This window comes from Marinobacter nauticus ATCC 49840 (assembly GCF_000284615.1).
GTDB lineage: Bacteria > Pseudomonadota > Gammaproteobacteria > Pseudomonadales > Oleiphilaceae > Marinobacter > Marinobacter nauticus.
This window is the reverse complement of the sequence record NC_017067.1, coordinates 3,760,060-3,782,167: the sequence shown is the minus strand read 5'-3', so window position 1 is coordinate 3,782,167 and position 22,108 is coordinate 3,760,060. Positions and strand designations below refer to the sequence as shown.

25 protein-coding genes are annotated in these 22,108 nt (G+C 58.5%); 16 read left to right on the top strand and 9 right to left on the bottom strand.

What is annotated here, in order from left to right:
* Positions 1-13: 13 nt before the first annotated feature.
* The 5 genes from hslO to mutM form a co-directional block, all read right to left on the bottom strand.
* Entirely contained in the window at positions 14-868 is an 855-nt protein-coding gene (hslO, locus tag MARHY_RS17415) for an Hsp33 family molecular chaperone HslO (protein WP_014422984.1), read from the bottom strand.
* 87 nt (positions 869-955) lie between these two features.
* Entirely contained in the window at positions 956-1,363 is a 408-nt protein-coding gene (gene hslR / locus MARHY_RS17410; RefSeq protein ID WP_011787156.1) for a ribosome-associated heat shock protein Hsp15, read from the bottom strand.
* 48 nt (positions 1,364-1,411) lie between these two features.
* On the bottom strand, positions 1,412-2,101 hold the full coding sequence (gene yrfG, locus MARHY_RS17405; RefSeq protein WP_023008694.1) for a GMP/IMP nucleotidase: 690 nt from the start codon (positions 2,099-2,101) through the stop codon (positions 1,412-1,414).
* A gap of 86 nt (positions 2,102-2,187) precedes the next feature.
* The gene (locus MARHY_RS17400) at positions 2,188-2,520 is read right to left on the bottom strand and encodes a hypothetical protein (protein ID WP_011787154.1); all 333 of its coding nucleotides are present in this window, start codon (positions 2,518-2,520) and stop codon (positions 2,188-2,190) included.
* A gap of 176 nt (positions 2,521-2,696) precedes the next feature.
* Positions 2,697-3,509, bottom strand: coding sequence for a bifunctional DNA-formamidopyrimidine glycosylase/DNA-(apurinic or apyrimidinic site) lyase (mutM, locus tag MARHY_RS17395; protein WP_011787153.1), 813 nt, complete (start codon positions 3,507-3,509; stop codon positions 2,697-2,699).
* Between the two features lie 187 nt (positions 3,510-3,696).
* On the opposite strand from mutM, the gene MARHY_RS17390 reads away from it, so the two are divergent.
* The gene (locus MARHY_RS17390; RefSeq protein WP_011787152.1) at positions 3,697-4,875 is read left to right on the top strand and encodes a DesA family fatty acid desaturase; all 1,179 of its coding nucleotides are present in this window, start codon (positions 3,697-3,699) and stop codon (positions 4,873-4,875) included.
* 37 nt (positions 4,876-4,912) lie between these two features.
* Here MARHY_RS17390 and rsmD read toward each other — a convergent pair whose 3' ends face one another.
* Complete coding sequence (rsmD, locus tag MARHY_RS17385; protein ID WP_014422982.1) at positions 4,913-5,548, bottom strand: 16S rRNA (guanine(966)-N(2))-methyltransferase RsmD; 636 nt, start codon at positions 5,546-5,548, stop codon at positions 4,913-4,915.
* Between the two features lie 204 nt (positions 5,549-5,752).
* Here rsmD and ftsY point away from each other — a divergent pair, with 204 nt between their 5' ends.
* The 8 genes from ftsY (at position 5,753) to MARHY_RS17345 (ending at position 13,921) form a co-directional block, all read left to right on the top strand.
* The gene (gene ftsY, locus MARHY_RS17380) at positions 5,753-6,970 is read left to right on the top strand and encodes a signal recognition particle-docking protein FtsY (RefSeq protein WP_014422981.1); all 1,218 of its coding nucleotides are present in this window, start codon (positions 5,753-5,755) and stop codon (positions 6,968-6,970) included.
* A gap of 27 nt (positions 6,971-6,997) precedes the next feature.
* Entirely contained in the window at positions 6,998-7,672 is a 675-nt protein-coding gene (ftsE, locus tag MARHY_RS17375; RefSeq protein WP_014422980.1) for a cell division ATP-binding protein FtsE, read from the top strand.
* Complete coding sequence (ftsX, locus tag MARHY_RS17370; RefSeq protein ID WP_023008692.1) at positions 7,662-8,666, top strand: permease-like cell division protein FtsX; 1,005 nt, start codon at positions 7,662-7,664, stop codon at positions 8,664-8,666. Before ftsE ends, ftsX begins: the two co-directional genes overlap by 11 nt.
* Before the next feature lie 192 nt (positions 8,667-8,858).
* A complete protein-coding gene (gene rpoH / locus MARHY_RS17365; protein ID WP_014422978.1) occupies positions 8,859-9,719 on the top strand; it encodes an RNA polymerase sigma factor RpoH in 861 nt (286 codons plus the stop codon).
* 241 nt (positions 9,720-9,960) lie between these two features.
* The gene (locus tag MARHY_RS17360; protein WP_041655172.1) at positions 9,961-10,872 is read left to right on the top strand and encodes an NAD(P)-dependent oxidoreductase; all 912 of its coding nucleotides are present in this window, start codon (positions 9,961-9,963) and stop codon (positions 10,870-10,872) included.
* Positions 10,873-10,892: 20 nt separating this feature from the next.
* A complete protein-coding gene (gene hyi / locus MARHY_RS17355; protein ID WP_014422976.1) occupies positions 10,893-11,672 on the top strand; it encodes a hydroxypyruvate isomerase in 780 nt (259 codons plus the stop codon).
* A gap of 103 nt (positions 11,673-11,775) precedes the next feature.
* Complete coding sequence (locus MARHY_RS17350) at positions 11,776-12,456, top strand: winged helix-turn-helix domain-containing protein (RefSeq protein ID WP_011787144.1); 681 nt, start codon at positions 11,776-11,778, stop codon at positions 12,454-12,456.
* On the top strand, positions 12,443-13,921 hold the full coding sequence (locus tag MARHY_RS17345) for a HAMP domain-containing sensor histidine kinase (protein WP_014422975.1): 1,479 nt from the start codon (positions 12,443-12,445) through the stop codon (positions 13,919-13,921). Before MARHY_RS17350 ends, MARHY_RS17345 begins: the two co-directional genes overlap by 14 nt.
* A gap of 2 nt (positions 13,922-13,923) precedes the next feature.
* Here MARHY_RS17345 and MARHY_RS17340 read toward each other — a convergent pair whose 3' ends face one another.
* Complete coding sequence (locus MARHY_RS17340) at positions 13,924-14,205, bottom strand: hypothetical protein (RefSeq protein ID WP_011787142.1); 282 nt, start codon at positions 14,203-14,205, stop codon at positions 13,924-13,926.
* 281 nt (positions 14,206-14,486) lie between these two features.
* Between MARHY_RS17340 and greB the strand changes: the two genes are divergently transcribed.
* Positions 14,487-15,002 (top strand): transcription elongation factor GreB, encoded by a 516-nt coding sequence (greB, locus tag MARHY_RS17335; RefSeq protein WP_014422972.1) that lies wholly within the window; start codon positions 14,487-14,489, stop codon positions 15,000-15,002.
* Between the two features lie 116 nt (positions 15,003-15,118).
* Positions 15,119-15,565: a hypothetical protein gene (locus tag MARHY_RS17330; RefSeq protein WP_114434973.1), complete on the top strand. Its 447-nt coding sequence runs from the start codon at positions 15,119-15,121 to the stop codon at positions 15,563-15,565.
* Between the two features lie 22 nt (positions 15,566-15,587).
* Here MARHY_RS17330 and MARHY_RS17325 read toward each other — a convergent pair whose 3' ends face one another.
* Positions 15,588-15,902: a site-specific integrase gene (locus tag MARHY_RS17325; protein WP_011787139.1), complete on the bottom strand. Its 315-nt coding sequence runs from the start codon at positions 15,900-15,902 to the stop codon at positions 15,588-15,590.
* Between the two features lie 124 nt (positions 15,903-16,026).
* Positions 16,027-16,287: an acyl-CoA-binding protein gene (locus tag MARHY_RS17320; RefSeq protein WP_011787138.1), complete on the bottom strand. Its 261-nt coding sequence runs from the start codon at positions 16,285-16,287 to the stop codon at positions 16,027-16,029.
* A 272-nt stretch (positions 16,288-16,559) separates the two neighbouring features.
* Between MARHY_RS17320 and tssB the strand changes: the two genes are divergently transcribed.
* From tssB to tssG, 5 genes are all read left to right on the top strand, one after another.
* Positions 16,560-17,057 (top strand): type VI secretion system contractile sheath small subunit, encoded by a 498-nt coding sequence (gene tssB / locus MARHY_RS17315; protein WP_011787137.1) that lies wholly within the window; start codon positions 16,560-16,562, stop codon positions 17,055-17,057.
* A gap of 61 nt (positions 17,058-17,118) precedes the next feature.
* The gene (gene tssC / locus MARHY_RS17310; protein ID WP_011787136.1) at positions 17,119-18,600 is read left to right on the top strand and encodes a type VI secretion system contractile sheath large subunit; all 1,482 of its coding nucleotides are present in this window, start codon (positions 17,119-17,121) and stop codon (positions 18,598-18,600) included.
* A 3-nt stretch (positions 18,601-18,603) separates the two neighbouring features.
* The gene (gene tssE, locus MARHY_RS17305; RefSeq protein ID WP_014422969.1) at positions 18,604-19,041 is read left to right on the top strand and encodes a type VI secretion system baseplate subunit TssE; all 438 of its coding nucleotides are present in this window, start codon (positions 18,604-18,606) and stop codon (positions 19,039-19,041) included.
* Positions 19,042-19,339: 298 nt separating this feature from the next.
* Positions 19,340-21,112: a type VI secretion system baseplate subunit TssF gene (gene tssF, locus MARHY_RS17300; RefSeq protein ID WP_014422967.1), complete on the top strand. Its 1,773-nt coding sequence runs from the start codon at positions 19,340-19,342 to the stop codon at positions 21,110-21,112.
* A complete protein-coding gene (gene tssG, locus MARHY_RS17295) occupies positions 21,076-22,092 on the top strand; it encodes a type VI secretion system baseplate subunit TssG (protein WP_014422966.1) in 1,017 nt (338 codons plus the stop codon). Before tssF ends, tssG begins: the two co-directional genes overlap by 37 nt.
* Positions 22,093-22,108 lie beyond the last annotated feature (16 nt).

The following is a 22,108-nucleotide window of genomic DNA, read 5'->3' as shown; positions in this document are numbered from 1 at the left end:
GTTCAGTGACTGCTTAGTGTAACGTATGGCCGGTGAAAAGGTGATCAATGTCATTTCTATTAAAGCGATAGTTTGCGTGACAGAACTGGCAGTCCATGTTGATGCTGCCCTGTTCGTCGAGGATGCTGTAGCACTCGTCCTTGCCGATGGCCTCCAGAGCGGCCAGGGTGCGCTCCCGGGAGCAGCTGCATCGGAAGGCAACCGGATCCGGCTCGAACAGACGCACGGTTTCTTCGTGGAACAGCCGGTGCAGAAGAGTTTCACTGTCCAGAGTAAGTAGCTCCTCGGCTTCGATCGTCGCGGCAAGGTGGTTCACCCGGTTCCACAGGTCATCGTCGTCATCGGTATGGCCGGGCAGGCGCTGGAGTAACAGGCCTGCAGCGGTATCCTCGTTGGCAAACAGGAACAGGCTGGTGGCGATCTGCTCGGAGCGCTCGAAGTACTCTTCCAGGCAGCCGGCCAGGGTTTCTGATTCCCGTGGCACCACGCCTTGGTAGCGCTGGCCCTGCTCCGGGGTGATGGTGATGGCCATGCGGCTTTGTCCGAGCAACTCGTGCAGGGTTTCGCCGCTGACCGCATTGGCATCAAAGCGGGCCAGGCCGCGGATGTGGCGGTCATGGCTGCATTCGGCCATCAGCGTGCTCAGGGCACCTTCACCCGCTGCCTGCAGCGAGAGAGTGCCTTTGAACTTCAGGGTGCTGCTCATCAGCACGCTGGCTACCAGGGATTCTCCCAGTAGCTCGCGGACTGAATCAGGGTAGGGGGCCTGGCCGGTGATTTCCTTGAAACTCTCGCCCAGCTGTACCCAGGCACCCCGCACCTGGCTGTGTTCAAAGAGAAAGCGTTGGAACTGGTCGCGGGATGCCATGGTGTCTCCTGGAGCTGATGTATGGATTTACTGGGAGTTACTGAAACGGGGTTGTATACGGGTTGTCAGATACGTGGGATTAAATGATTAGAGACCATTCTGTTCCCGGAAGCGCTGGATATCCCGGCGATCTTTCTTGCTCGGCCTTCGAGCCGGGGGCAGCTGTGCAGCCTGCATGGTCTTGCGTTGCCAGGCCAGGTCTTCCCGCCGTTTCACGCTGTCGTCGGTTTCGTGATAGAGCTTCTGGGCTTCAGGGGCGCCCCGGCGTCGGTCGCTGATGTCGTCGACGATCACGATCTTTTCCTGCCAGCCCAGGCGCAGGGTCACTTTGGCGCCGGTCTCAACGATCTTACCGGGCTTGGTGCGCTGGCTGTTGTAGTGCACCTTGCCGCCTTCAATCGCCTCTTTGGCGAGCGAGCGGGTTTTATAGAATCGCGCTGCCCACAGCCATTTATCGAGCCGGACTTTCTGATCGTCTGCGTTCGCCGCCGTCATATCTCCTCACCTGTCGGGCACATGCCGCAATAACCCATTATAACCCCCTCATGGGGTGGATGGCACTGCTGTATGTGAGCGTAAGGCAGGCAGCACTTCATCGAAGTGATGAATGCCGGGAATGTCCGGGTGGTGGTCTTTGGCTGGCTGCTGGCTATCGGGGGCCAGAATCGCCAGGCACTGGCCAATACCGGCGGCCCGGGCACTCTCAAGCACCGGGAAACTGTCGTCGACCATCAGGGTAGATTGGTGGCGATAGGGGGAGCGGCTGGCAAGGTCCTGCCAGAACACCGGGTCCTCTTTGGGCTTGCCCAGTTCGTGGCTGGAGACGATGCCATCAACATGCTGATCCAGCCCGGTCCGTTGAAGTTTCAGGGCCAGAGGATCCGGATGGCAGTTGGTGACGATGACCGAGCGCAGTCCGGCCTGGCGCAGTGCGGCCAGGAAGTCGGTTACATGGGGGCGGTAGCCAATGCGGTCGCCAACTTCCGCCTTAAGGCCGGTTATGTCCAGGGCAAGGCGTTCGCTCCAGTAATCGGTGCAGTACCAGTTCAGTGAGCCCCGCTCGGCCATAATCATCGGAATCAGGTAGTCCCGGGCCTCGGTTGGGTGCAGGTCAAAGTGTTCGGCATAGCGCCTTGGCAGGTGCTCCAGCCAGAAGTGGTTGTCGAAATGCAGATCCAGCAGTGTCCCGTCCATATCGAGGAACACGGTATCGAGGGTTGACCAGTCCACCATAAACAAAACAGCCTGAAGAATTTTCTTCAGGCTGCCTCAGATCCCGGCCAGTGGCAAGCCGGGATTTTACGGATCGGTAAGCCAAATCAGTTGTCGGACTGCTCCACCGTTTCTGACTTGCGACCGGTGCGGGTGCAGCCCAGGCAGCGCACGAAGGTGGCCTTAGCCGGGCCAACCACCAGCACTTCACCGGCTTCACCGGCATTGCCGCCAAGCGCCGAGAATGGCAGGGATACCAGATACACAGCACTACCAATAATGGTTGTGGCCAGCAGCGCCGGGCGCAGCAACACCGCATCGGCGGTCATGGCCAGCGCAGACGGGCTTTCGTCCACGGCACGGGCATGGCCGAGCGATGAGAATGCCAGCAGGCAGGCTGCGACGGTGGCTACCAGGGTGCGGGAAATCTTGCGGGTCATGTCATTCTCTCCTGAACGTATCAGCCCGGTTGGTCAGGGCTCGCCTGTCTCTGTATTGCGAGCCAGCATGTTCGCGCTGCGTGCGGCGACCGGGTACTAGCACTCCATTAACTATGAATCATATTGCCTCAATTTCAAACGGTTTTTCGTTGAAAAGTGTGAGCCGTTGCGGAATCTCAGCGCTGGCATCGGGGGCAGTAAACCGTCGATCGGTTGTTCATGCGGATCTCTTTCAGCGGGGTGTTGCATTCGGTGCAGGGCGCTCCCGCCTTGCCATAAACCAGTAGTGACTGGGCGAAATACCCCGGTTTGCCGTCGCTGTTGACGAAGTCCCGCAGAGTGGTGCCGCCCATCAGTATGGCGGCGCTGAGGGTTTCCCGGATGGCCTCGGCCAGCTTGTGATAGCGGTCCAGGCTGATGCGGCCGGCTTTCCGTTTCGGGTGAATGCCGGCCTTGAACAGGGCTTCGTTGGCGTAGATATTGCCCACGCCCACCACCACATGATTGTCCATAATGAAGGATTTGACCGGCGTCTGTTTCTGCCGGGACAGGCGAAAAAGCCAGGCGCCGTTGAAATCTTCGGATAAGGGTTCCGGCCCGAGCGCGCTGATCAGTGGATGCCGGTTCCAGTCGGTAGTCCACAGCCAACAGCCGAAGCGTCGCGGGTCATTGAAGCGCAGGCGGCGATGATTGCCGAGGACAAGCTCGACGTGATCGTGAGTCATGGCGGGGCTGTCGTCGGTGATCACTCTGAGACTGCCCGACATGCCCAGATGGACAATCACGGAACCAGTCTCCAGGTGCAGGAACAGGTATTTCGCCCTGCGCTCCACGGCACGGATGGTCTTGCCCTCCAGGTGCTCGGCCAGATCCGCCGGCACCGGCCAGCGCAGGCTGGGGTTGCGGACAATTACCCGCTGGATGGTCTGGCCTTCGCAGTGAGGCGCGATGCCCTGACGGGTGGTTTCAACTTCAGGTAATTCCGGCACAGAGCCTCCACCAACAGACAGATTTTGAGACGAAACAGTGTAATCGGTAACAAAAAAGCCGCCAAACCTGGTTGTCCAGGCTTACACCTGTACGCTAGAGTGGGCCTAACGATCACCCCCTTCGAGTGCCAGCGACATCCCTCAGCAGTATCGCCTTTCGAAGTTAATCGAGTTTCGAGGATTATCTATGTGGTTTAACGGTCTTCTGGACCTTTCTGTGTGGCAGCTGATCGCGGTCACTCTGGTGATGACACACATCACCATCGTCAGCGTTACCCTTTATCTGCATCGTCATTCGGCCCATAACGCGCTGGATCTGCATCCCGTCCTCAAGCACTTTTTCCGCTTCTGGCTCTGGCTGACCACGGCCCAGAACACCAAAGAGTGGACGGCCATCCACCGTAAACACCATGCCAAGTGCGAAACCGAGGAAGATCCTCACAGCCCGGTGGTGCTGGGTATTCGCAAGGTGCTGTTTGAGGGCGCTGAGTTATACGCAGCTTCTGCCACCCCTGAAACCCTTGAGCGCTATGGCCAGCGCACCCCGGAAGACTGGGTCGAGCGCAACCTCTACAGCCGGTACAAGACCCTGGGTATTGCCTTGATGGCAGTGATCAACCTGGCGCTGTTCGGGGTGCACGGTATCTGGATCTGGGCGGTCCAGATGATGTGGATTCCGGTATGGGCTGCCGGCGTGGTCAATGGTATCGGCCATTACCTGGGCTATCGGAATTTCGAATGCGCCGATAACGCCCGCAACATCTCGCCGCTGGGTATCCTGATTGGTGGTGAGGAGCTGCACAATAATCACCACACCTATCCTAATTCGGCCAAGCTGTCTCGTCGCTGGTACGAAGTGGACATCGGTTGGGGTTACATTCGTCTGTTCCAGCTGTTTGGTCTGGCGACGCCGAAAGGCTATCGGCCTATTGCTCATTATGTTCCGGGCAAGCAGGCGGTGGACGTGGAAACCGTTCAGGCTATCGCCAATAACCGCTTTGTGATCATGCGCCAGTATCGCAAGCGAGTAATGGAGCCGGTGCTGCGACAGCAGAAAGCGTTGATGGACGACGAAATTCGTCCCCGTTATCGCAAGCTCAAGCAATTGCTGTCTCGCGAAATCAGCCTGATCAAGCCTCGGGAAAAAGAACATCTCGACACGGTGCTGGAGCGCAACGAAGTGCTCAGGCTGATCTACGAGAAGAGTCATGAACTCCAAGCACTCTGGCGCCAGCGCGGGCTCAAGCCCCAGGACAAGCTGCAGGCGTTGATGGAGTGGTGTCGTGACGCCGAAGCCAGTGGTGTTCGTTACCTGGAAGAGTTTGCCGCGCACCTGCGAGCGTATTCCTTGCGCCCCGCTTCCTGAGACAGGCCTGCCTGTAGGATACGCCGGAAGCCCCCCGTTACTGGGCTTCCGGTTCCTCACCCCGTTCAACCCGGAAAAGACAGTAGCTGACCTGGCCTGCTGATTTCTGTCGGTGCAGATGCCAGCTGGCCGGTACCGCCGGCAAGGCTCTTTCACTCTCGTGTTCGACATAGATCCAGCCACCCGGCTTCACCCATTGCTGGGTGTCCAGCAGCGGTATCAACCGTTCAAGCCAGCCTTGCCGGAATGGCGGGTCCATAAACACGATGTCGTAGCCCCGGCCGTCACCCTTTGCCAGAAACTGTTCCACATCCTGGCAGGCGACATCCCCTTTGTTGGTTCCCAGCAGCCGGAGGTTGTCCCGGAGCGCTTTGGCCAGGGCGGGGGTGTGGTCCACCAGCGTTGCCTGTGCTGCTCCACGGGACAGTGCTTCCAGTCCCAGAGCCCCGGAACCGGCGAACAGATCCAGGCACCGGCTGCCTGCCAGGTGGAAGTTCAGCCAGTTGAACAGGGTTTCCCGGGTGCGGGCCGGGCTGGGCCGCACGCCGCCGGCGTCCGGAAAGCGCAGTTTCCGGCTGCGCCAGTCGCCGCCGATGATTCTCAGTTCGCCGGTTCCGGAGCCTTTGCCTGGTGAGACGACGGGTTTTTTGCGGGCTGGGGGACGTCGTGCCATAGGGGCGAGGCTCCGGGGAAATCATGGATGGCTGATGTTTGCGGCTATGGTACCGGAATCCACGAGACCGGTTAATCCTGCCCCATCACTTGTGCCGGCCAGTCTGTTAGAATGCTTCACTTATTTTGGCGAGCTGAGGTTCTTGTGTCCTCTTCGCGAACCTGCGGCCTGTGCCCGCCCTTTTTTCAGACAGATGGATAGATTATGACGGCAGAGTGGATTTCAGTCGGCCTGTTGGCCCTTCTTGTTCTGTTTTTTGTGCTGGATATCGCCGGCAACCGCAAGCGTGCGCCCCGGCCCAAGCCGGTACCTCAGCGTAAGCCGGAGGTGGTCAGGGGGCCGGCTCCTGTGCCAGCGGAACCGGAGGCCGAAACTGAAGTGCCGCCTGAACCCGCGGCAGAAGCCGCTGAGCCGGAAGCGGCTCAACCGGCTGTTGAGCCGGCTCCCGCGCCGGAACCCGTTCCGGCGGCGGAGCCTGAGGTTGAGCGCGAACCGGAAACCCGAGTCAGTGTCTTCGAACGCATCAAGCAGGGTCTGGGGAAAACCCGGGCCAGCCTGACCGGTGGTCTGGCCGACCTGTTCTCGGTGGGCAAGAAGATTGACGAAGATCTGCTGGAAGAAATCGAAACCACGTTGCTGATGGCCGATGTGGGTGTGACCGCCACCTCTGAGATCATCGACGCCCTGACCGAGAAACTCGAACGCAATCAGCTGAAAGATGGCGAAGCCCTGCGCAAGGCGCTACGGGATGAGTTGCATGGCCTTCTCAAGGACGTGACCCGGCCGCTGGAGATCGATGCTGGTAAACAGCCATACGTTATCCTGATGGTTGGCGTGAACGGTGTCGGCAAAACCACTACCATCGGCAAGCTCACCAAGAAATTCCAGAGCGAGGGTAAGTCGGTCATGCTGGCCGCTGGTGACACCTTCCGGGCGGCGGCGGTTGAGCAATTGCAGGTCTGGGGCGAGCGCAACAACGTTCCGGTGGTGGCCCAGCATACCGGCGCAGACAGTGCATCGGTAATTTTCGACGCCATCCAGTCTGCTCAATCCCGGGGTGTGGATGTGGTGATTGCAGACACCGCCGGTCGCCTGCAGAACAAGGACAACCTGATGAACGAGTTGTCCAAGGTCGTTCGGGTGATGAAGAAGCTGGATGAATCTGCGCCTCATGAGGTGATGTTGGTGCTGGATGCCGGCACCGGTCAGAATGCCCTGAGCCAGGCCCAGGTATTCCAGCAGGCAGTGGGTGTCTCCGGCATTACGCTCACGAAACTGGACGGCACGGCCAAAGGCGGTATTGTGTTTGCGATCGCCCGTCAGCTGCAGTTGCCAATCCGCTATATCGGGGTGGGAGAACAGGCCGAAGACCTGCGCAGCTTCGATGCCGAAACTTTTGTGGATGCGTTGTTCGAAGACTGACGCCGTAAAGACGGAGTAGCTGCCCCGATGATCGAGTTCCGCCAGGTAACCAAACGCTACGACAGTGATCACACCGCACTCAGGGCTGTGAACTTTCACCTGGACCGTGGTGAGCTGGCGTTTCTGACCGGGCATTCCGGCGCGGGCAAGAGTACCCTTCTGAAACTGATCATGGTGATGGAGCGCCCGACAGCGGGTGAGGTGATCGTGGGTGGCCAGAAACTGAATAGCCTGCCCCGCCGACAGATTCCTTACATCCGGCGTCATATCGGTGTGGTGTTCCAGAATCACCAGCTGTTGTTTGACCGCACGGTGTTCGACAACGTGGCCATGCCATTGGAGGTGATGGGGGCCTCGCCGGAAGATACCGGCCGGCGCGTGCGGGCGGCACTGGACAAGGTTGGTTTGCTGAAAAAGGAAAAGATGAACCCCATGCAGTTATCGGGGGGTGAGCAGCAGCGGGTCGGTATTGCCCGTGCGGTGGTAAACAAACCACCCGTACTGCTGGCGGACGAGCCGACCGGTAACCTGGATCCCGAATTGTCTGCAGACATCATGCGGTTGTTTACCCAGTTCAGTCAGGTTGGGGTAACGGTGCTTGTGGCAACCCACGATATTGCTCTGATTAATGAAATGAATCGACGTACGCTGACTCTGAATCAGGGCCAGCTGGTTGCTGGCGGAGGTGTGAGTGGCCACTGACTCTCGCCAGAAGCCGGATAATCGCCGGGGCGCTAACCGTTCGCGATCACTGTTGAGTGATCAGGCCCGGAGTTATCTGGGCCACCACCGGAAAGTAGCCCGGGATTCTATCCAGAGAATGTGGAAAACCCCGGTAGCCAGCGCCATGACCTGGACAGTGATGGGGGTAGCTCTGGCCTTGCCGGTTGCCCTGCTGTTGCTGTTGACCAGCCTGCAGGGTGTGAGTGCAGGCTGGGAGAGCACGGCCAGGATTACCGCCTATCTGGCGATGGAACTGCCGGCGGAGGAAGCCCGGGGTATGGCCGCGGACATTGAAAGCGATGGGCGAGTGGTATCGGTTCAGCTGGTCGAGCGTGATCAGGCCCTGGCCGACTTTCGAGCCAGTTCCGGGCTGGACGAGGCGCTGGATTTCCTGGAAGAGAATCCTTTGCCGCATACGCTGCTGATTACACCCGAAGACAGCGCTCGCTCGGCAGAGGGCGTTCAGGCACTGGTGACGTTTGTCGAGAATATGAACGGTATCGATCAGGTCCAGGTCGACCTGGGCTGGCTGCAACGCCTGAACGCAATGACCGACATCCTTGCCCGCGCCGTCTGGGCGCTGGCTTTGTTGCTGGGGGCTGCGGTTATCCTGGTGATTGGTAACACGGTACGTCTGGCCATCGAGAACCGGCGGGATGAAATCCTCGTGGCAAAACTGGTGGGCGGAACCGATGCTTTCGTTCGTCGCCCGTTTCTTTACACCGGCGCCTGGTTCGGGCTCGGGGGTGGCCTGGTGGCGTGGTTACTGATTCAGGTGTCGCTCTGGTGGTTAAGCGGCCCGATCGAGCGTCTTGCCGGGCTGTATCGCAGTGAGTTTACCTTGCAGGGGCCGGGGTTCGATGGCGCGTTGGCATTGATAATCGTAGCGATGCTGTTAGGCTGGCTGGGCGCCTGGGTTGCGGTGAGGCGTCATCTGGATGACATAGAGCCGGGCGATATTGCTGGAGGCTGATCCGGATCGCGGGAAAACCGTATTGAAAAAAGAGTCTTTTCTGACGTAGTTTGATTTGTAGAAAAGCAAAGGCGATCTTTCCAGATGTATGATTTTTAACGTTTTACTGGGAAGTTCGGGAACTAATTGAGTTCTTGGCGGTCTCATATTGAGTTGCTATATTTAAAGGCTGTCAGGTTCGGAGGTTAATGCATGGGTACGAGTTTACAGCTGGTTGACAGACTGGTTCCGGGTGCGAATCTCGAGTCGTATATCCAGGCGGCGAGTCGCATTCCTGTTCTCTCCGTTGATGAAGAGCGGGAACTGGCAGAACGGCTGCACTACCATGGCGATGTTGAGGCCGCGCGTCAGTTGGTGCTGTCGCACCTGCGCTTTGTGATTCACATTGCTCGCAGCTATTCCGGCTACGGCCTGGCCCAGGCCGACCTGATCCAGGAAGGCAACGTTGGCCTGATGAAGGCCGTCAAGCGGTTTAATCCTGAGTATGGCGTGCGTCTGGTGTCGTTTGCCGTGCACTGGATCAAGGCGGAGATTCACGAATTCATTCTGCGTAACTGGCGCATTGTGAAAGTGGCCACCACCAAGGCCCAGCGCAAGCTGTTCTTCAATCTGCGCAGCCAGAAGAAGAAGCTGGCATGGCTGAATCACGATGAGCTGAAAGCGGTCGCCAATGATCTGGGTGTCGAGCCCCACGTGGTGCGGGAAATGGAAGGTCGCCTGGCTTCCCAGGACACCGCTTTTGACGGCCCGATGGATGATGACGAAGACAACGCCTACCAGGCGCCGGCTTACTACTTGGAAGATCGCCGTAGCGATCCGGCGGTTCAGCTGGAAAACGCTGACTGGTCTGAGGACTCCAACGGCCGGCTGATGCAGGCGCTGGAGCAGCTGGACGAGCGAAGTCAGGATATTCTGCGTGAACGCTGGTTGTCGGAGAGCAAGTCGACGTTGCATGAGCTGGCCGACAAGTACGGGGTGTCCGCTGAGCGGATCCGCCAGCTTGAGAAAAACGCCATGAAGAAGATCCGGGTGCAGATGGCTGAGGTCGCCTGAGGTTTTATTGCCAGCCCGGAAGCTGAAAACGCCACCACCGTTCGCGGTTGGTGGCGTTTTTGTTTGTATAATCCTCGCACGACTTAATTTCTAACATTGGTGAGGAAGCAAGTGGGTAGGGCTTTCCAAAACACGCTGTAAATACATTCCTGTACGCTCCGCTCCGCCATCCATGGCTCCGCAGGGTTTTGGAAAGCCCTACCCACTTGCTTCTGCAAACGTTGTACGTGAAGGCCAAACCATGACATCTAATAATCTCAAGATTGCTTTTCTCGGCATCGGCCTGATGGGCGCGCCGATGACCCGTAACCTGCTGGACGCCGGTTTTTCCATGACGCTCTGGAATCGCACCGCCTGCAAGTGCGAGCCCTTTGCCAGCGAAGCGACGATCGCCGGGACGCCCGCCGAGGCGGTGGCGGAGGCCGATATCGTGATCACCATGCTGGAGAATGGTCAGGTGGTGGGTGATGTGCTGGTGAAGCAGGGTGCTATGGCTGCGGTGAAGCCGGGTGCGCTGGTGATCGATATGAGTTCGGTGCAGCCTTCGCTGGCGCGGGAACATGCCGAGCTGGCCGCAGAGCAGGGGGCCGGTTATGTCGATGCACCGGTATCTGGCGGCACGGTGGGTGCGGCCGAGGCTCGTTTGAGTATCATGGCGGGCGGCTCGGAAGCCGATATCGAGCGGGCTTTGCCGGTGTTCAATGCGCTGGGCAAATGCACCCGCATCGGGCCGGTGGGGGCCGGTCAGCTGGCAAAGCTGGCCAATCAGGCGATTGTGGGGATCACCATCGGGGCTGTGTCGGAGGCGCTGTTGCTGGCAGCCAAAGGTGGCGCGGATCCGGCCGCCGTGCGGGAAGCGCTGATGGGCGGGTTTGCCGGCAGCCGGATTCTGGAACTGCATGGCCAGCGGATGATTGACCGGGACTTCGCGCCGGGCGCTCCGGCCCGCATCCAACTCAAGGATATGCGTATGATTCTGGATGAGGCCCGCGCGGAAAATCTGACCCTGCCGCTGGCCCAGCAGGTGCATAATGAATACCTCGCCCTGGTCGCCAATGGCCACAGTGATGTCGATCACAGCGGCCTGTTGCTGGAGCTGGAGCATCTGAACGGTTCCTTGATGGGTTCACTGGGCCGAGGCCCCAAGCACTGAATTAACCGGAGAAATCTGCCATGCCCCGTTTTGCTGCCAACCTGAGCATGCTGTTTACCGAAGTGCCGTTTCTGGAACGTTTCGCCCGGGCCCGAAGTGCCGGGTTTCATGGTGTGGAGTATCTGTTTCCCTATGAGTGGCCGGCAGAACAACTGGCGGAGCGGCTTCAGAGCAACGGGCTGGAACAGGTACTGTTCAACCTGCCGCCCGGCGACTGGGCAGCAGGGGAGCGAGGCATTGCCTGTCTGCCGGATCGCATTGAGGAGTTTCGCGCCGGTGTCGAGCAGGGCATTCACTACGCCCGGATGCTGGACTGCAAGCAGCTCAATTGCCTGGCAGGTTTGAAGCCCGAATCCGTTGCCGAGGAAGAAGCCTGGCAGACCCTGGTGGCGAATGTGCAGTACGCAGCCGACCGCTTCGCCGAAGCCGGCCTGACCCTGTGCCTGGAAGCCATCAATTCGCGGGTGGATATGCCGGGCTTCATGCTCGATACCAGTGGCAAGGTGATGGCGCTGATTGAGGCGCTGGAGGCAGACAACGTGCGCCTGCAGTACGATCTCTATCACATGCAGATCATGGAAGGGGATCTGATTCGTGGCATCGAATGCCTGCTGCCCTGGATTGGCCACATCCAGTTCGCCGACAACCCGGGCCGGCATCAGCCGGGAACCGGGGAGATTAACTTTTCGAATGTTTTCTCGGCGATAGACAGACTGGGTTATGGCGGCTGGGTGAGCGCAGAGTACAGGCCCACCGGGGCGACAGAGCCGTCTCTGGGCTGGTTTTCGGAGGCAAACTGACCGTCGCCATAGGCGACACCCTCTTACAAGATCGTAACTGGCCGGTTCCCGGAGTTCTTCGTACCCTTGTTGTTAATGTTTTCCGCTATCAGGAGGAGCACCGGTGAAAGCGCTGGTAATCGAAGACGATCGGGATGTAGCAAATTATCTGCTAAAGGGACTGAGGGAATCCGACTTCGTGGTGGATCATGCGGCCGACGGCAAGGAAGGCATGATGATGGCGGCCAGTGAAGAATACGACATCATGATTGTCGACCGGATGTTGCCGGGTATGGATGGCCTTTCCATTATCAAGACGGTACGGGCCACGGGCAACCAGACGCCGGTGCTGATTCTCAGTGCTCTGGGCGATGTCGATGACCGTGTCGAAGGGCTGCGTGGCGGTGGCGATGACTACCTGACCAAGCCGTTTTCTTTCACCGAGCTGTTGGCGCGCATCGAGTCACTGATTCGGCGTAACCGTCAGGCGGCCGAGACCGAGACCGTACTGAAAGTGGCGGATCTGGAGATGGACCTGCTGGCCCGCACCGTAAAACGAGCCGGCCAGAATATTGATGTCCAGCCCCGGGAGTTCAGGCTGCTGGAATACCTGATGCGTAATGCCGGGCAGGTGGTTACCCGTACCATGCTGCTGGAGAAAGTGTGGGATTATCACTTTGACCCCCAGACCAACGTGATCGACGTGCATATCAGCCGTCTGCGCGCCAAGATCGACAAGGAATTCGATACACCCCTGCTGCAGACAGTGCGGGGGGCGGGATACATGTTACGTGAAACTGCTTAGTCAGCTCAGAACATCGTCTTTCCAGCTTGCCCTGCTGTATATGGTGGTGTTTGCCACCTCGGTGTTTCTGCTGTTGGCATTTATCTACTGGCGTACAGCCGGGTTCATGACTGCCCAGACCGACGAGACCATTGAAGCGGAAATCGCCGGCCTGGCGGAGCAGTATCGCAGTCGTGGTGTAAATGGTCTGATCACCATCATCCGGGAACGGGTGGCCAGGGATCCGAATGCCAAGTCCATTTACCTGTTGACCACAGACGACTTTCTGAAACTGGCCGGGAATATTGAAACCTGGCCAGAGGGCAGCCGCTCGTCTGACAGCGGCTGGATCAATTTTACCCTGAATCCCTCCGTTGGCTGGCAGGGCCCCGAGCGCCTGGCCCGGGCCCGGATCTTTGAGGTCCAGGGTGGTTTGCGCTTGCTGGTGGGGCGCGATGTGGATGACCTCACCAACCTCAAGCGGGTGATTGAAACTGCCATCAACTGGGGTATGGGCATCACCCTTGCCCTGGCGCTCCTGGGTGGCTTCCTGATGAGCCGAAGCACCACTCGCCGCATTGAAGTGATCAACAACACCTCTCGCCGGATCATGAATGGGCACCTGTCCCTCCGGATTCCGACCCGTGGGACCGACGACGATTTTGATCAACTGGCCGAAAACCTGAACCAGATGCTGGACCGGATCGTGTATCTGATGGAAGGCATACGCCATGTTTCCGACAGCATCGCCCATGATCTTCGCACTCCACTGACGCGACTGCGTAACCAGCTCGAAAACACGCTGATTACGGTCGACAATGACGAGGCGCGCGAGCATGTCGGGCAGGCTGTGGCGGAGGCTGACCAGCTGCTGGCCACCTTCAATGCCTTGCTGCGCATCGCCCGGCTGGAGACCCGGGGCAACTCGGCCGACATGAAAGTGGTGGCGCTGGATGAACTGGTCAGCGATGCCTGTGAACTCTACGAGGCCCTGTCTGAGGACAAGGATCAGAGTTTCTCTCAGGAACTTGAGCAAAATGTCCGGATTGAGGGAGACCGGGATCTCCTGTTCCAGATGATCAGTAACCTGATCGACAACGCCATCAAATACACGCCGGAGCATGGTGCCATCAAGGTGGTCGTTCGCCGGGACGGCGGCGGAGCGGTGTTTGAGGTTCAGGATTCCGGTATCGGTATTCCGGATGATGAGAAAGACCAGGTTTTCCAGCGCTTCTACCGGGTTGGCAAGAGCCGCTCGTTACCCGGCAATGGTCTGGGGCTCAGCCTGGTGTCGGCGGTGGCGGAGATTCATCAGGGCCAGATTCTGCTGAGTGATACCCATCCTGGGGAAGACATGCCGGGCTTGACCGTCACGGTCCGGATGCCAGCGTACACCGCCGTAAAAAAGCGGATCAAGGCCACACAGTCTGAGAATGGTGGTTCAACGGAGGAGGGTCGCTCCTCCGCAGAACCCGGCACGGCCTGAGATTACTGGCTGGCGCGAAAGCGGTTGATACGGCTCAGGACAGGGCCAAGTACCGCGTCGGCCCGTGACTCGACCTGCTGGCTGATATGATCAAACTGCGAGCGACGGCGATCCACCTTGGCCTGAATACTGTCCCACTCGCCTTCCAGATGCTTCTGTTCGGCCATCAGAAAGGCCGCAATATTGTGGCGATTGACGCGGCTGGTGATGCCCAGCTGGTCCAGCCGGAAACCCAGGCTATCCACCCCTTCAAGTGCCAGATTCATCAGTTTCTTGGTATCCATTAGCATATCTCCATGCAGAAAAGATCAGGTGTCATTGTCGGCCACGCTAATCCTTGGCGCTAGAGTGTTCAACCTAGATTGCGGAACGGATGCCTTGCCAAAAGGTAATCGCATGGCCACAGGCAGGTAATGGTCAATGTGCAGAATAGAGGGTGTAGATGCGGAAGCGGGCGGATGATCTGCTTGCTTCCCCCTCCAGCACAGCGCTAGCCTTATACCCCGTGATTCACGGGGTTTTTTTTGCCCTTCCGAAATGCATTGTTTCTTGAACCAGGACACCCATGGCCAACCAGACGCCTTCAGGCAACAACCGGCCGCGCTATATCACCCCCGAAGGTGAGCAGGCGCTCCGGGATGAGCTGCAATTCCTATGGAAAGTAAAGAGACCAGAGGTTACCCAGGCAGTACGTGAAGCGGCTGCCCTGGGAGACCGGTCCGAGAATGCCGAGTACATCTATGGCAAGAAGCAGCTTCGGGAAATCGACCGCCGCGTACGCTTCCTCAGCAAGCGGCTGGATGAGGTCTCGGTGGTGGATCGCCTGCCAGAAGACCGGAGCCGGGTATTCTTTGGTGCCTGGGTGACCATCGAGGATGAGGACGGCAGTGAGCAGGAGTATCGAATCGTGGGTGCCGATGAATTCGATCTCGAAAAAGGCTATCTCAGTATCAATTCTCCGCTGGCCCGCGCGCTCATTGGCAAGCATCTGGATGACGAGGTATCGGTGAGAACCCCTGAGGGCTGGAAGCAGGTGGTGATTACCGATATCCGCTACCAAATGGCCTCGAACGACAAGTGAGTGCTGTCACAAAACTGGCTTTTGCCTGGGCAAAGGGTCATTTTTGGCGATAGACTGATCAAATATTGTCACCCGTCAGGGCAAATGGATGATCGGCTAGGGTTGGGATGAGCACCATGAATGTCAGGAAACAGACAGAGGAAAAACGAGCCGGGGCAGCGTTGCTGGCGTTGCCGTTGATGCTGCTGACGACCTTGCCTGCCTATGCCCAGAGTGACGATGACGCCGCGTTTGAGTACGAAGAGCGCTCCACTATCGACACCATTCCGTTTCGCTCGGTCGCGGAAGAGGAGCTGGCTAATACCGTAATTGAGGGCGGGCTGGCAGCGCCGGCGGCCGGGGTACCGGTGCAGCAGGCAACGGATGACGATTTCTATCTGGACCCGCTGGCCCTGCAGCCGAGAGACCCGCGAACCGATCTGGGCCGTTCCGAGATTCCCGTCGAGATCCGTTTCAGTAACCCCAAAGTGATACCGGGCCAGAGCCACGGCAACAATTACGTGATCCGGCCACCGGAGAACCGCACCTACGATACCCTGAATACCAATCTCACCGGTCGTTAAACATCGGCCCCGCTACTCGGCCTCAGGCAGCGGCTGAATCCGCTGCAGCAGCGGGCCTGCCGAGCACATCTTCGTAGAAAAAGCTCAGAGCCTGACTGGCCTGATTCAGTCGGGCCCGGGATACCCGGATCTTTTCACTCAGATAGGTCAGGAACAGCTTCTGATCTTCTTCGGCCAGATTGTCCGGATCCTTCAGGTCATGAAACAGCACAAATCGGCTGATCCAGTGCAGATAGGTTTGCTCGGCGCGTTGATTCAGTTCGCGTTTGCGGATGGCGGCCTGTACCTGGCCAATCATGCCTGGGCGCGATTGCTCCAGGGCCTCAGTAATGTCCATGGTGTTTACTCGTTCAAAAGCTTGTTTTTGTTATGTTGCGCGCATCATATGACAAACGTTTGAACGGCGCAAAATTCTGGCGGGTGCGGTGCCCCGCCGTCGGTGTGGCGGCGGGGCAGGAGCGTTACTTCAGGGATTCAAGTTTGTCGATGTACTGCTGCATGGCGTCATCGCTGGACATGCCCTTGAGTTTCTCCCAGGCGTCGTACTTGGCCCGGCCAACAAAATCCATCATGCCCGGACGCTTGCCGCTGACATCGCCTTCGGTGGCCTGCTTGTAAAGGGCGTAGAATTCCAGTTTCAACTCGTTGGAAGGTTTGAAATCGCCTTCCGCCGTCTGGATGTAGTTTACCGCTTCTTCGAATTTTGCTTTCAGGTCACTCATGTTGTGTCTCCGTGGTGTTGGTGGTTTTTTTCCATTCAAGCATGCCGGCAGTATAGCGACGGGGCTGGATGGCGTCATTGACCGAAATAGCGGTTTTCTGGTCGCCCTGGCAATCTGGCAAAAGTTTGCCCAAGCACACATTTTGAGCCATCGCTGGCCAATTTTTGCTTGAGAACCCTGGGTGACCTGTGTACAGTTTTACGCGTTGTCTGCCAGGAGGGCAGACACCAAGGATCGATACAATTGCAAATGACTTGCACAGGGAGCACGCCATGTCTGCCAAAGACGGTTCCGTTGCGCCGAAAGAGCGCATCAATATCAAGTATGTCCCCGCCACAGGCGATCAGCAGGCCGAAACCGAACTACCACTGAAGATGTTCGTGGTTGGTGATTTCAAGGGTCACGCTGAAGAAACCCCCATTGAAGACCGTAAGGCCATTTCCGTCGACAAGAACAACTTCCGTTCTGTCATGAAGGAAGCGGGTCTGACGCTTTCCACCAGTGTTTCCAACAAGCTCGAAGACGGTGCCGACGACCTCCCCGTGAATCTCGAATTCCAGGGGCTCGAAGACTTCTCTCCGGACAGCATTGCCCGCCAGGTCCCTGAGCTCAAGAAGCTGATTGAGCTGCGTGAAGCCCTGGTTGCCCTCAAGGGCCCGCTGGGCAACGTGCCTTCGTTCCGTTCCAAGCTGCAGGAGCTGCTGGACAACGACGACGCCCGGGAAAAGCTGCTGGCTGAACTTGAGCTGGCCACCGACGGCGGCGAGTAATCGCAACACCGGAACCCGGTAACCTACACCGATTATCAATCACGTACTGAAGGGATGTGGTATGTCTGATACTGCTGTGCAGCAATCTGCTGCCTCCGAATCCGTAGCAGAAGGCTCTCTGCTTGACCAGGTCATGGCCAACAGCCGTATGGCGCCGGCCGATGAAGGCTACGATGTTGCCCGTAAAGGGGTGGCCACGTTTATTGCCAACCTGCTGAAGAGCGATGAAAAAGGCCAGCCAGTCAACAAGGCGCTGGTCGACCAGATGGTGGTCGAGCTGGATCGTAAAATCAGCGCCCAGATGGATGAGATTCTGCACGCGCCCAAGCTGCAGGAGCTGGAATCGTCCTGGCGCGGACTGAAACTGATGGTGGATCGCACCGATTTCCGCGAGAACATCAAGGTGGATATCCTCCATGCCACCAAGACCGAGCTGCTGGAAGATTTCGAATTTGCTCCGGACGTGACCCAGACCGGCTTCTACAAGCACATTTATGCCGCCGAGTATGGTCAGTTCGGTGGTGAGCCGGTGGGCGCGATTGTCGGCAACTACGCCTTCAGCCCATCAACGCCGGACATGAAGCTGCTGCAGTACGTGTCGTCGGTTGGCGCCATGTCCCACGCGCCCTTCCTGTCCTCGGTTGCACCGTCGTTCTTCGGCGTCGACAGCTACCAGGAACTGCCGGCTATCAAAGAGCTGAGCGCCGTTTTCGAAGGGCCGAAATACGCCAAGTGGCGTTCCCTGCGGGAATCTGAGGATGCCCGTTACCTGGGCCTGACCGCACCGCGCTTCCTGCTGCGGGTGCCTTACGATCCGACTGAAAACCCGGTGCGCAGCTTCAACTATAAGGAAGATGTCTCCGGTGACCACGAGCATTACCTGTGGGGCAATACCTCCTACCTGCTGGCCACACGCCTGACCGAGAGCTTCGCCAAGTACCGTTGGTGCCCGAACATCATTGGCCCACAAAGTGGCGGTGCGGTGGAAGATCTGCCGGTGCACACCTTCGAGTCCTTCGGTCAGCTGGAAGCCAAGATTCCGACTGAGGTGCTGATTACCGACCGTCGCGAATACGAGCTGGCGGAAGAAGGTTTCATCGCCCTGACCATGCGCAAGGGCAGCGATAACGCCGCGTTCTTCTCCGCCAACTCGGTGCAGAAGCCCAAGCAGTTCCCGAACACCAAGGAAGGCAAGGAAGCGGAAACCAACTACAAGTTGGGTACCCAGTTGCCGTACATGATGATCGTTAACCGCCTGGCCCACTACATCAAGGTGCTTCAGCGTGAGCAGATCGGCTCCTGGAAAGAGCGTCAGGATCTGGAGCGGGAACTGAACACCTGGATTCGCCAGTACGTGGCCGACCAGGAAAACCCGCCTGCAGACGTCCGCAGTCGCCGCCCCTTGCGTGCCGCGAAAGTGGAAGTCTCCGATGTAGAAGGCGATCCGGGCTGGTACCAGGTCTCCCTGGCAGTGCGTCCGCACTTCAAATACATGGGCGCCAACTTCGAACTCTCGCTGGTTGGCCGACTGGACAAGGATTAATCCGTGTTCGGCGGCACCGGCACTGACGGCGTTCGCAACACCGGCAGCCTGTTTGAACGGCTTGAACAGGCTGCCGCTCCTGCGGGCCAGAGCATGGGGGAGTTCACCCATGTGGTGGAGTCCATCAAGCGCCACCTGGTGCGACTGCTGAACGCCCACCCGGGCAACAGCAGCAGCGCACCGGATCTTGGCTTGCTGGATTTCAACGACGCCACTCTGGGCACTCATGACCTGAGCATCCAGATCCGTGGGGCCATCCGTCAGTGCATCGAGAAGTTTGAGCCGCGGGTTAAGCGGGTGGATGTGGTGGCTATGCCACCGGGCCCGGATCCGTTGCAGTTGAAGTTCCAGGTGACGGTCTACCTGAACGTTGCAGGAAGCGATGATCGGACGACGATAGACCTGGTTTTGGATGATAAGCGGTACTGCCGGGTTGTTTAGACTTGGTGGCTGGAGGAGATGGGGACACTTTTCTTCTGGGAAAAAATAACTCGCTTTGCTCAGACATCTTTTTTCCCGCCAGAAAAGTGTCCCCATCCCCTCCGGCAAACCTGAGTGGAATGCGGCCGAAGTTTTTGAAGGCAGGTATGAGAGTCAGGGTGTGGGTAGTCTTTCCAAAAGTGTGCGGAGCCATGGATGGCGGAGCCCAAGCGTCCCATGGACGGGCTAGAAGCGTCTTTTGGAAAGACTACCCACATCCTGGCTCGGAGCCAGACCGAGCAGTCAAGGTGCAGTAAACATGAAGTTAAACAGGTTCTACAGGGATGAGTTGAGCTTTCTGCGGTTGCAAGGCAGGGAATTTGCCGAAGCCCACCCGCAGCTCACCCGCTTTCTATCCGAACAGAGCACCGACCCGGACGTAGAACGGCTGCTGGAAGGCTTCGCCTTCCTGACCGGCAAACTGCGGGAAAAAGTTGAGGACGAGTTTCCGGAGCTGACTCATTCGCTGCTGAACATGCTCTGGCCCAATTATCTGCGGCCAGTGCCCAGCTGCACCATCATGCGCTTTGATCCACAACTGCATGCCATCAGTGAACGTCAGGTTGTTGATCGTCATACCGAGATCAAGAGCCGCCCCCTGGGCGACGCCAGCCGCCAGACCCAATGCCGGTTCCGCACCTGCCGGGCGGTGGATATTTTTCCGATCAGTGTGGCCGAGGCCAATGCCGAGCACTCACGGGAAGTTTCCTCTGTGACCGTAGACCTGGCGCTGCATACGGACCAGCCACTGAATGGCATTGGCCTGGAAAATCTGCGCTTTTACCTGGGGGGCGACAACCACACGGCAGAGACTCTGTATCTGTGGCTGAACCATTACCTCAGCCGTATGGAACTGGTGGTGGGCGACCGTGTGTTCAGCCTGCCTTCATCCCTGTTGCAGCCGGTTGGCTTTGCGGCAGACGAGGCGATCCTGCCTTACCCCAAGAATGCTTATGCCGGCTACCGGATTATCCAGGAGTACCTGAGTTTTCCGGAGGCCTTCCGGTTTGTTGATATCACCGGCCTGAAATCCCGATTGCCAGCGGTGCAGGCTGATGAGATCAGTCTGCGTTTCCACTTCAGCCGCATTTTGCCCCCGGACACCCGGGTAACCCGCGACTCCATGCAGTTGTACTGCACCCCCGCGGTAAATCTGTTCAGCCACGAAGGCGAGCCCGTAGACCTGAACGGTCGCCAGACTGAATACCGTATTTCACCCTCCAGCCGCTGCCCGGAACACTACGAGGTGTTCAGTATCGAGCAGGTTGAGGGCTGGCTTGAAGGCCGTTCCGGCCGGGGTGAACCGCGCATTTACACGGCGTTCGAGAGTTTCCAGCATGAAGTGGAGCGGGATCGCGGCCGCACCGCCCTGTATTACCGGGTTCGTACCCGGGAGAGCGTGCGTGGTGATGGTTTTGATCACTACATTTCCTTTGTTCGTGGTGATGAAACCGAATGTCTGAATCGTCAGGAAGCGGTCTCGCTGACTCTCACGTGCACCAATCGCCAGTTGCCACAACAACTGGCCGTCGGGGAAGTGTGCATGGCCACCGAGAGTACACCGGCCTTTGCCGCATTCAGCAATATCACGCGCCCGACGGCGACCCTGCGGCCTACCCTGGATGGCAGCCTGTTGTGGACGCTGATATCCAACCTGTCATTGAACTACCTGTCGATGCTGGATGTGGATGCCCTGCGCACCGTGCTGCGAGTGTATGACTTCCGGGCCCTCGTCGACCGACAGGCTGAGCGGGTGTCCCAGAAGCGGCTGGCGGGTATCACGGGCATCACCACCAAGCCGGTTGACCGCATGATTCGCGGGCTGCCGGTGCGCGGTATCCGCTCAGAGCTGAAGCTGGATCAGCATGGGTTTGCCAGTGAAGGTGACCTCTACCTGTTCGGCACGGTGTTGAGTCAGTTTTTTGCGCTTTACGCGAGTATCAATGCGTTTCACCAACTGGAAGTGGTGAATACAGACAATCAGGAACGGTACACATGGACGTTACAGCAAGGTCAGCAGCCGCTGATGTAGCCGGGCTGGAACCCGTTCTCGGCAACGCGCGGCGCTACAGTTTTTTTCAGCTGGTGGATCTGATTCACCGGCACCATGGAGACGACCTGGAGCGTGGCGGTCACGATGAGCCCCGCCAGGAACGCATCCGGTTCTCGGCCTCGGCCGGCCTGGGGTTTCCCGGCAGTGACGTGGTGTCGGCGCTGTCGCCGGAGCATGAGCACGCCCCCTATCAGATGGAAGTCAGCTTTCTGGGGCTTCACGGCTCCCAGTCGCCACTGCCCGGTTATTACCTGGAAGATCTAGCCTGGGAAGCGGGGCAGAATCTCGGTGTTCGTCGGCATTTTCTGGATTTCTTTAATCACCGGCTGGTGACCCTGTTTCATCGGGCCTGGCGCAAATACCGGTACTACATCCGATTCCAGCCCGGGGCCAGCGACGGTTTTTCGGAGCTGGTGTTTGCCCTGACCGGTTTGGGCGACAGTCGGCTGCGGGAAGCGACACCGGTGAACTGGTCCAAGATGCTGGCCTATGCCGGCTTGATGGCGGGCCGGAGCCGGTCACCGGAAGTGGTCAGCGGCATCATCGGCCACTGTTTTGACCTGGACGACGTCAGCATCGAACAGTGGGTACTGCGCAAAGTGGACATCGCTCGGGATCAGCAAACCGCGCTGGGCAGGGCCAACGCCACCCTGGGCGAAGACACGCTGGTGGGTTCGCGCATCCGGGATCGCAGCGGCAAGTTCATTCTCCGGCTGCGCAATCTGACCCGGCAGCGGTTTGCGGATTTTCTGCCCAATGGCCGGGATCACCAGCGCCTGGTCAAACTGGTGGAGTTCGCTACCCGGGAGCAACTGGCCTATGACCTGGAGCTGCAAATGCGGCCCAAGGATATTCGCCCCATGCAATTGGGCGAGGATGTTCGCCTGGGCTGGAATTCCTTCGTAACACCGGACCGGGCCCGTGAGCGTCCGGCGGTGCGGATACAGATCAGACGTTAGGGCAGGGAGCCGGAGA

Bases quoted from the DNA above. Each gene is read 5' to 3' on its own strand.
- hyi (WP_014422976.1), top strand. From the start codon at position 10,893: ATGCCCCGTTTTGCTGCCAACCTGAGCATGCTGTTTACCGAAGTGCCG.
- ftsY (WP_014422981.1), top strand. From the start codon at position 5,753: ATGACGGCAGAGTGGATTTCAGTCGGCCTGTTGGCCCTTCTTGTTCTG.
- MARHY_RS17390 (WP_011787152.1), top strand. From the start codon at position 3,697: ATGTGGTTTAACGGTCTTCTGGACCTTTCTGTGTGGCAGCTGATCGCG.
- MARHY_RS17400 (WP_011787154.1), bottom strand. From the start codon at position 2,520: ATGACCCGCAAGATTTCCCGCACCCTGGTAGCCACCGTCGCAGCCTGC.
- MARHY_RS17330 (WP_114434973.1), top strand. From the start codon at position 15,119: ATGAATGTCAGGAAACAGACAGAGGAAAAACGAGCCGGGGCAGCGTTG.
- MARHY_RS17340 (WP_011787142.1), bottom strand. From the start codon at position 14,205: ATGGATACCAAGAAACTGATGAATCTGGCACTTGAAGGGGTGGATAGC.
- hslR (WP_011787156.1), bottom strand. From the start codon at position 1,363: ATGACGGCGGCGAACGCAGACGATCAGAAAGTCCGGCTCGATAAATGG.
- MARHY_RS17325 (WP_011787139.1), bottom strand. From the start codon at position 15,902: ATGGACATTACTGAGGCCCTGGAGCAATCGCGCCCAGGCATGATTGGC.
- rsmD (WP_014422982.1), bottom strand. From the start codon at position 5,548: ATGGCACGACGTCCCCCAGCCCGCAAAAAACCCGTCGTCTCACCAGGC.
- rpoH (WP_014422978.1), top strand. From the start codon at position 8,859: ATGGGTACGAGTTTACAGCTGGTTGACAGACTGGTTCCGGGTGCGAAT.
- yrfG (WP_023008694.1), bottom strand. From the start codon at position 2,101: ATGGTGGACTGGTCAACCCTCGATACCGTGTTCCTCGATATGGACGGG.
- ftsE (WP_014422980.1), top strand. From the start codon at position 6,998: ATGATCGAGTTCCGCCAGGTAACCAAACGCTACGACAGTGATCACACC.
- MARHY_RS17320 (WP_011787138.1), bottom strand. From the start codon at position 16,287: ATGAGTGACCTGAAAGCAAAATTCGAAGAAGCGGTAAACTACATCCAG.
- greB (WP_014422972.1), top strand. From the start codon at position 14,487: ATGGCCAACCAGACGCCTTCAGGCAACAACCGGCCGCGCTATATCACC.
- tssC (WP_011787136.1), top strand. From the start codon at position 17,119: ATGTCTGATACTGCTGTGCAGCAATCTGCTGCCTCCGAATCCGTAGCA.
- tssG (WP_014422966.1), top strand. From the start codon at position 21,076: ATGGACGTTACAGCAAGGTCAGCAGCCGCTGATGTAGCCGGGCTGGAA.
- tssF (WP_014422967.1), top strand. From the start codon at position 19,340: ATGAAGTTAAACAGGTTCTACAGGGATGAGTTGAGCTTTCTGCGGTTG.
- tssB (WP_011787137.1), top strand. From the start codon at position 16,560: ATGTCTGCCAAAGACGGTTCCGTTGCGCCGAAAGAGCGCATCAATATC.
- hslO (WP_014422984.1), bottom strand. From the start codon at position 868: ATGGCATCCCGCGACCAGTTCCAACGCTTTCTCTTTGAACACAGCCAG.
- MARHY_RS17360 (WP_041655172.1), top strand. From the start codon at position 9,961: ATGACATCTAATAATCTCAAGATTGCTTTTCTCGGCATCGGCCTGATG.